Here is a 7,962-nt window from a genome sequence, read left to right on the forward strand (position 1 = left end):
GGGCATCTGGTAAATTGCGGATAAAATCAGCAATATACGCTTCAGCAATTTGTTGTTTAAAAAAGTAATCCTTCCGCTCAAAAGTATTTAAAGCAATCTGACTCAGCAAATCTTTTTTGCGCTGGACAGATAGTTTTTGATAAACGCGATCGCGTACAATACCGCGTTTGGCATCCCACTTTCTTAACAGAGTAGCAATCCCTCGCTTGTAAAGTTCTGCACGATCGCAGGGAAAATCACCTGCATCTTCAAATTCTAAACACAGCAGCGTCAACAGTAAAGGATTTGTGGCTAGTTCTCTAATTGAGGGATTCGATTGCAGCTGTTCCATAAATCGATCGGCTGTAATTCTCTCGCTTGCTTCCTCAACGGCGGCAAATGTTGAAGAGAGATTTTCTTTGATCTGGAACCATTTGGTTGCAAATGCCTTTATTTGTTGTTGATTAAAATCGGCAACTTCTACTTCAGTAAATTTTTCAAACGTATATTCCCGCGCCGCAATGCGGCAAGTGATGACAAAATGATTGTTGTAATACAGATCGGAAAATTCTTGAGTCTGCTTAATAACTCGGTTGGCATCTTCGTCTCTGACTTCATCCAAACCGTCGAGCAAAATTAATGTTTTACCCTGCTTAAGCAACTCAAATATTTGAGTTGCTGTAACGCCACAATGAGAAAGGATATCAGCTATAAATTCCGGGTAATTTAATTGATTTTTTGCTTCTGCGAATTCTCTTAAAGTGATAAAAATTGGCACTAAATTTTTGAAAAAATTGCTCAGGCAGCACTGAATGGCTAGATATTTCAAAAATGTCGTTTTACCAGAGCCTGGCTTACCCAAAACCATCAACTTGGGATAACTCTCTACTGCTTTTAGTCCAGGCACTCTTTCTTTGGTAATTCTGCTCAGTCCAAAGCGATCGAAATTTTGCGATTCGGGATCGAAGACTTGCAGCAGCTGAGCAATAGTTAACCGCCTGCGTCCGGCGATCTGCTCTAAAATGTTGACGTTGGTGTAGATGTCCGTTAAACTTATAGGCTGAGTCATGTCTAAGACTCGCATTGTGCCGCACTTCTGTTGAATGCTGGGGCGCACCTTATCTCGAATTTCTTGCACTAGGGTGTCTATATTGGTGCTATGATTTCGATTTAGATCGCTAGGTTCGGGTGCAGCTATTTCTTCCCAGTTCAAATCAAGCTGAAAGCAAATTTCTGTGAAGATGTGACGCTCTATTGGTTTGCCTTTGAAAAATTTCCAAATTGGCTGGCGAGATTTGCAATTAACTTCTTCCGCAAGCTGTTGTTGCGTCCATCCCATACGGCTGAATGCTTTTTTTGCTTCTTTTATACCTTGTTCGGATGCCCAGAGCGATTGCCTTGCCATAGCTCAAAAATAAAGATTTGTTAAATTTTAGTGAGTTTGTTTGCTCAGTCAGTAAAGACTAACATCGTACAAACATTTCGCAAACATGACGCTAGCATCGGCTTGTAATGCTGGAATTGTCAGGATTTGAAATCAATTGTATCGGGATCTCTGTTATGACAACGGCTCTGATTGTTGAAGATGAAGCAATAAACGTTAAAGTTTTCTCTAAAATTTTGACTAAGCGCGGTGGCTTAGCGGTACTTCATACGGAAAATGTGGAAGAAGTGATGCAAATTGCCCAGTCTGGGGGAGCGGATATCATTCTGATGGATGTTTCCCTGAGTAATAGTTACTACCAGGGCAAGCCGATGAACGGGCTCCAGATTACTCAGATGTTGAAGGCAAATCCCAAAACGGCTGGCTTACCGGTGATTTTGGTTACAGCCCACGCTAACGAGGGCGATCGCGAAAATTTACTGGAAGTAAGTCATGCGGATGGCTATATCCCCAAACCGGTGGTAGATCATCAAGAATTTTTGAATCGGATTCTGGAAATGATACCGAAAAGTTAACCGATGCGATCGCACCGCTCGTTCTCGTTTTTGTGTTTCCCAATAGCTCGACATTTAACCCGCTCTGGCGGGTTTTATTTATTTTAGGATCGTATAAGTTAGTGCGATGCAACAAAGACTCATCCAGCAAGTGGGAACGCTTTCTGACACAGCCATGCAAGAAATTAGCGATGCGCTAGCTATTGTTTTAAGTATTTCTTCATAGCCCGCGCTCAACTTTCCCTAAGCTAAAATCCTCATTTTTTCTGTTGACACACTGTACAACAGTGCATTTGTACTGCTATTTGTTTAATATGTGTGTGGCCTAATGTCATTTAAATGATACCCCTCCAACTCACCCTCAAGAATTTCCTCAGCTATCGCAAGGCAACCCTCGATTTTAGCGGGCTGCATACTGCCTGTATTTGCGGTTCTAACGGTGCCGGTAAATCATCTTTGCTAGAAGCTATCACCTGGGCGCTTTGGGGCGAAAGCCGCGTGAGTACTGAAGATGATGTCATCCACGCGGGGGCTGATGAAGTCCAGGTTGATTTTACATTTAAAAATCAAGATGTAACTTATCGGGTAATTCGCGTTCGCCGTCGCGGCGGTGGGGGGGTTTTAGAATTTCAAGTGCAGACGCCAACAGGATTTCGGGCGCTGACTGAGCGAGGGATGCGATCGACTCAGCAATTGATTGTGGATTATCTGAAGCTGGATTACGAAACTTTTATTAATTCAGCTTACCTGCGTCAGGGTCGAGCAGATGAATTCATGCTCAAAAAACCGAGCGAACGCAAAGAAATTCTGGCTGAGTTGCTCAAACTCAATCAGTACGAAGTGATGGCGGAACAAGCCAAGGATTTGTCCAAGCAGTTCAAGGGACAGGCGGAGCAGTTAGAACGGGATATGGAATCTCATCAAATCCAGTTGCAGCAGCGAGAAGCGATCGCACAAGCACAAGCTACTCTGGAAAGCGAGTTGAGGTTACTGCAACAAGGACAATTAGAAGAGACAAAACGCCTGCAACAGCTGCAAGCAATGCAGCACCAACGGCGAACTTGGGAACAGCAGCTCACCTGGCATCGCCAACAATATCAAAATTTAACTCAAGATTGCGATCGCCTCCAGCAAGATTTAGCCGCAATCCAGCAGCAGCAGCGACAATTGGAAGCTCTCCTGCAACAGGAAGGTGAAATAAGTGCTGGATATAGCCATTTTCAACAGTTGCAAGCTCAAGAAGAAAGCCTGAATCATAAATTTGAAGCTCATCAAGCTGCACAAGAACAGCGACGACAGCTAGAACGACAGCAGCAGATTGCGATCGACGCACTCAATAAGCAGCTGCAACAAGCGCAAGCTCAATTGGAAGCTTTAGGGCAACAGGAACAGGAAATTAAGCAAATTCTCAATCAATCTGCGGAAGTAGAAGCAGGTTTGGCACAATTACAGCAGGCTCGCATCCATTTGACGCATATGGATAAGTTGCAACTGCAAGTGAGTCCGTTACTGCAACGCCAGCAGCAGTTGCAAAATCAACTGGAACGCGCCCAAGCTAGGTTAAGTGCGCGTTTGGACGAACTGCGGTCTTCTGTTTCGCAACTGCAAGCGCAACACCAACGTCAGCCGCAGTTGCAGCAGGCGGTGATGGATGTTGGCTTTCAAATTGAGAATTTGGAGAAAAAACGAGTTCGTCAGCAGCGTGTGCAAGAAAAAGGGTTAGAACGGCGCAGCTTTGTGGAACGGCTCCAAGAAAATCAGCGGGAATATGAGAAACAGTTGGGAGAATTAACCCAAAAACTCCAGATGCTGCAAACGCCGGATGCGATTTGTCCGTTGTGCGATCGCCCCCTCGACCAACATCACTGGAATCGCGTTGTACAGAAAACCCAAATCGAACAAAAGGATATAGAGCAGCAATTCTGGATAGTGCGAGAGCAATTGGCTGCGTGCGAGTCGGAATTACAGGTTTTGCGGGCGGAATATAAGAAATTATCTCAGGAATTGGCTCCTTACGATTCTTTGCGGGAGCAGAGGGGACAGTTGCAGGCGCAATTGGCTGCTACCGATGATGCCCAAAATCGGTTGCAACAGTTGAAGGTGGAGGCGGTACAGATTGAGCGATCGATCCAAACTGGAGACTACGCCGGAGATGTGCAGCAGGAACTTTGGCAGCTGGAACAAAATCTGCAACAACTTAATTACGATGAGAAAAACCACGCTTTAGCCAGGAATGAGGTGGAACGCTGGCGTTGGGCGGAAATTCGGCAGGCACAAATTAAGGATGCAGTACGGCGACAAGCTCAGATAGCGGCGCGACAGCCGGAGCTTTTGGTGCAAATTATGGGAATTCAGCGCCAAATCGAGCAATCACAAACTGATTCGGAATTTTCTAGACGGATTGCGGCGTTAGATCTGCAAATTCAGGAAATTGACTACAACTTAGATCGGCACAATACGATCCGCAAGTCGCTGCGCCAAGCGCAATCTTGGCAACTGCGATATCAGGAATTGTGTCAGGCTCAGCAGCAATATCCTCAACTTTGTCAGCGTTTTCAGGAGTTGGTGCAAGTGTTGGAGGTGCGGGAAGGCGATCGCGAAGATCAATATGCACAAATAGAGTCTGTTGTCAAGCAAATCCAAACGATTCCCGATGCTACTGAGGAAATTCAAACTCTGGAGAGGCAGATATTCGATCGACGCACCCAGTTAGATGAATACCTGGCTAGACTGGGAGGGCTGCAACAGCGATCGATTCAGTTGGAAGCGCTTCAGGCTCAGTATGACAAACAGCAGCAAAAACTCGCGGAAACTCGCAAAAAATATCGCGTTTACGAGGAATTGAGTAAAGCTTTCGGCAAACACGGCATCCAAACTTATATGATTGAGAATATCTTGCCTCAGTTGGAAGCCGAAACGAATTCCATCTTGGCGCGGCTAAGCGGTAATCAGTTGCACGTTCAGTTTGTCACCCAAAAAGCTGGGCGCAGCGGTCGGTCTTCCGCTAAAAAAACGGCTAAAATTATTGACACCCTGGACATTTTGATCGCTGATGCTCGCGGGACTCGTCCTTACGAAACTTATTCGGGTGGAGAAGCTTTTCGGATTAATTTTGCGATTCGGCTAGCTTTGGCGAGATTGCTGGCGCAAAGAGCGGGTACGGCGCTGCAAATGCTGATTGTCGATGAGGGATTTGGAACGCAGGATCGGGAAGGATGCGATCGCCTGATTGCAGCGATAAATGCGATCGCGTCTGATTTCGCCTGCATCCTCACCGTCACCCATATGCCATCCTTCAAGGAAGCCTTCCAAGCGCGGATCGAAGTTGCCAAAACTCAAGATGGATCGCAATTGAGTTTATCGATCTAATTTCTGGGAACTGTGCTACAATATCTAATTGTGCCGATATAGCTCAGTGGTAGAGCACTCGATTCGTAATCGAGCGGTCGTGGGTTCAAATCCCACTATCGGCTTTTGAAGATTCCCAGATAAGGTATAAATTGACATCTGGTTAACGCAGATGCGATCGATATTTACCCATCATTTTGGAATAGAGGTGTAATTGCAAGCGATCGATTATGCAGTGTTTTCGTCCCTACTGCTACTACCACCCGCAACTACACCCAGTTTAGGTGAAGGAAGGATATTTAGTCACTTTACCAATGCTGAGGGAGTGACAGGGATTACAGGAATTGTTGGTGATAATCTAGAGGTAGGCCAGCAAGTTATTGTCAGTGAATTGCGGTTTGGACAAGGCTCAAACCCATTTTTGGCAAACGAAACCGGTGATATATTCCTGACAGATTTGGGTTTTGAGGCTACGGAGGGGAAACTGGAACTAATCGGTGTTTTTGGTGATAAGCAAAAATTCGCGCTCCAGTTTTCCGAAGAAACAGCGTTATTATTAAATAATATCAGAGTCAGGCCAGTAAGAATAGCAAAGAATTTATTGAACCTTGGCGGAAGTATATACAGTATTCCTGGCAGCAGTACAATTAAAGGCCAATGTGTAGTAATGAGGATTAGATTATGAGCAAAATCGATCTAAATTTATTAATGAACAATTTAGAATCATCGCAAGTAGAAAAGCAGGTGCTTGCTGTAGAAAAAGCTGGAGAAATAGTTAATTATATAGCCGTTCAAACGATCGAAGCATTTAGGAAAAGCCAACACCGTTTTTTGATGGCAGAACGACTATATCATTTAGGTTCAGTAGTTGTTCCACCCCTGGAAAAACTTCTGAAAGAATCGGATAATTCAGAAACGAGTATTTTGGCAGCGGTTATACTTCTAAGATTCGGCTCTAAAGTAGGAGTTTCTTGCTTGTTAGAGGCTGTTGCTAAAGATGAAGAATACCCTTGCTTGGCTGCAACTTCTCTAGCAGCAGCAGGTATTAAGGAAGCGATCGAGCCAATGATTAATCGCCTAAAAAGTTGCGATCTGAAAAATGTTGATTTAGCGATCGGTATTCTCAGTGCATTAGAAGATTTGGGAAGTGAGATTCCTTCAGATTTGCGCGATCGCCTAACTGCTGAAGATGCTCATTGGCAAATTCGTACATATGCCAAAAGATTTGTTGTCTATCAAGAAAATAGAGTAGAAAACGGTCAGATTAAAAAAGCGATCGCATCACTATAATTAACTTAAAAAGGGGGTAAATATAATGGAGCATAAAATTTTAATTCATACCCATGTTGGCTCAGATGGCATATTGCAATTAGCAGTACCAACAGAATTTAAAGATGCCGATTTAGAAGTGACAGTAACTATTAAACCTGTCACCCTAGCACCAAAGAAAACACCAGAAGAATTAGGTTGGACTCCCGGTTTCTTTGAGAGGACAGCAGGCGCTTGGGTAGGAGAACCTTTAGTAAGAGAGGAACAAGGGGAGTATGAAACGCGGGAGGAATTAGCTTGACAGCGGATAGAAGATTGGGGGTAAACGGGTGAAAGATCGATCGCACTTTTTCTTGTTTCCTGGGGAAGAGTCCGATCGCATTTCCATCTTCATTTCAATTTATTAAAAAGTTTTAATTTATATCATGTCCCCTAGCATCGGTTGTGTATATTTGTAGGGGCGAAGCATTCGGGCGACAATCGATCGCAATTACGAACAATCTTTCTGCCCGAATGCTTCGCCCACCCCTTACGCAACCATAGCCATTTCTAAATTTCGCTACAATTGCCAATAAAGTGCGGTGCAAGGATACCAGCAATGCTGCGGCGGTTTTGGCGGTCGATACAACGGTTTTTTCGGCGATTGTTGGGGATTTCGAGAAGAACTCCTCCCCAAACCTCTCCGCCAACGGGGACTCAGCAAAATTCTTTCTCCCCCGTAGAAGCGAAGGGAGGTAAACTCCAACGGACGGATATTGAGTATGAAGTAATATTTAACGAACTGCTGGGGCGGTTACTGGCGCAACTACCTCAATTAGATGATGTTGCTTTGGGTGAGGAGATAGAGGCAGATGTTAAAACAGATGATGCAGAGGCATGGTTTGAACAAAGTAATCAGCAATACAAGAGAGGGGATTTTTGGGATGCTGTCGCATCTTGTGACAAAGCTTTGGCGATTCAACCTGACTTTCACCTTGCCTGGTATAACCGGGGAAATTCGCTATATAACTTAGGACGATTAGAAGAAGCGATCGCATCTTATGACAAAGCTTTGGCGATTCAACCTGACAAACACGAAGCCTGGAATAACCGGGGAATTGCACTAGGTAATTTAGGACGATTAGAAGAAGAGATCGCATCTCTTGACAAAGCTTTGGCGATTCAACCTGACGATCACAAAGCCTGGTATAATCGGGGATTTGCGCTGGATGACTTAGGACGATTAGAAGAAGCGATCGCATCTTATGACAAAGCTTTGGCGATTCAACCTGACAAACACGAAGCCTGGAATAACCGGGGAATTGCGCTAGATGACTTAGGACGATTAGAAGAAGCGATCGCATCTTATGACAAAGCTTTGGCGATTCAACCTGACCATCATAAAGCCTGGATTGGTCGAGGTATTGCAGTGGGAAAATCACCTCACTA

Annotated in this window: 7 protein-coding genes and 1 tRNA gene; 7 read left to right on the forward strand and 1 reads right to left on the reverse strand. The window is 44.6% G+C overall.

The window, feature by feature from the left end; genetic code table 11:
• Positions 1 to 1,384, reverse strand: a 1,384-nt coding sequence (locus H6S82_RS11095; protein ID WP_191056224.1) for an NACHT domain-containing protein, incomplete at its 3' end; no start/stop codon positions are given.
• Positions 1,385 to 1,539: 155 nt separating this feature from the next.
• Between H6S82_RS11095 and H6S82_RS11100 the strand changes: the two genes are divergently transcribed.
• The 7 genes from H6S82_RS11100 to H6S82_RS11130 all read left to right on the forward strand — a co-directional run.
• Positions 1,540 to 1,938 (forward strand): response regulator, encoded by a 399-nt coding sequence (locus tag H6S82_RS11100; protein WP_190465062.1) that lies wholly within the window; start codon positions 1,540 to 1,542, stop codon positions 1,936 to 1,938.
• 318 nt (positions 1,939 to 2,256) lie between these two features.
• Positions 2,257 to 5,286, forward strand: coding sequence for an exonuclease subunit SbcC (gene sbcC / locus H6S82_RS11105; RefSeq protein ID WP_190465063.1), 3,030 nt, complete (start codon positions 2,257 to 2,259; stop codon positions 5,284 to 5,286).
• 32 nt (positions 5,287 to 5,318) lie between these two features.
• Positions 5,319 to 5,390: transfer RNA gene (locus H6S82_RS11110), tRNA-Thr, on the forward strand.
• 89 nt (positions 5,391 to 5,479) lie between these two features.
• Complete coding sequence (locus tag H6S82_RS11115; RefSeq protein ID WP_190465064.1) at positions 5,480 to 5,950, forward strand: hypothetical protein; 471 nt, start codon at positions 5,480 to 5,482, stop codon at positions 5,948 to 5,950.
• Positions 5,947 to 6,555 (forward strand): hypothetical protein, encoded by a 609-nt coding sequence (locus H6S82_RS11120; RefSeq protein ID WP_190465065.1) that lies wholly within the window; start codon positions 5,947 to 5,949, stop codon positions 6,553 to 6,555. Before H6S82_RS11115 ends, H6S82_RS11120 begins: the two co-directional genes overlap by 4 nt.
• Before the next feature lie 25 nt (positions 6,556 to 6,580).
• A complete protein-coding gene (locus tag H6S82_RS11125; RefSeq protein ID WP_190465066.1) occupies positions 6,581 to 6,835 on the forward strand; it encodes a hypothetical protein in 255 nt (84 codons plus the stop codon).
• A gap of 297 nt (positions 6,836 to 7,132) precedes the next feature.
• The coding region (locus tag H6S82_RS11130; protein ID WP_191056225.1) for a tetratricopeptide repeat protein at positions 7,133 to 7,962 on the forward strand (830 nt) is incomplete at its 3' end.

The organism is Planktothrix sp. FACHB-1355 (assembly GCF_014748295.1).
In the GTDB taxonomy this organism is placed as follows: Bacteria; Cyanobacteriota; Cyanobacteriia; order Cyanobacteriales; family Aerosakkonemataceae; genus Aerosakkonema; species Aerosakkonema funiforme_A.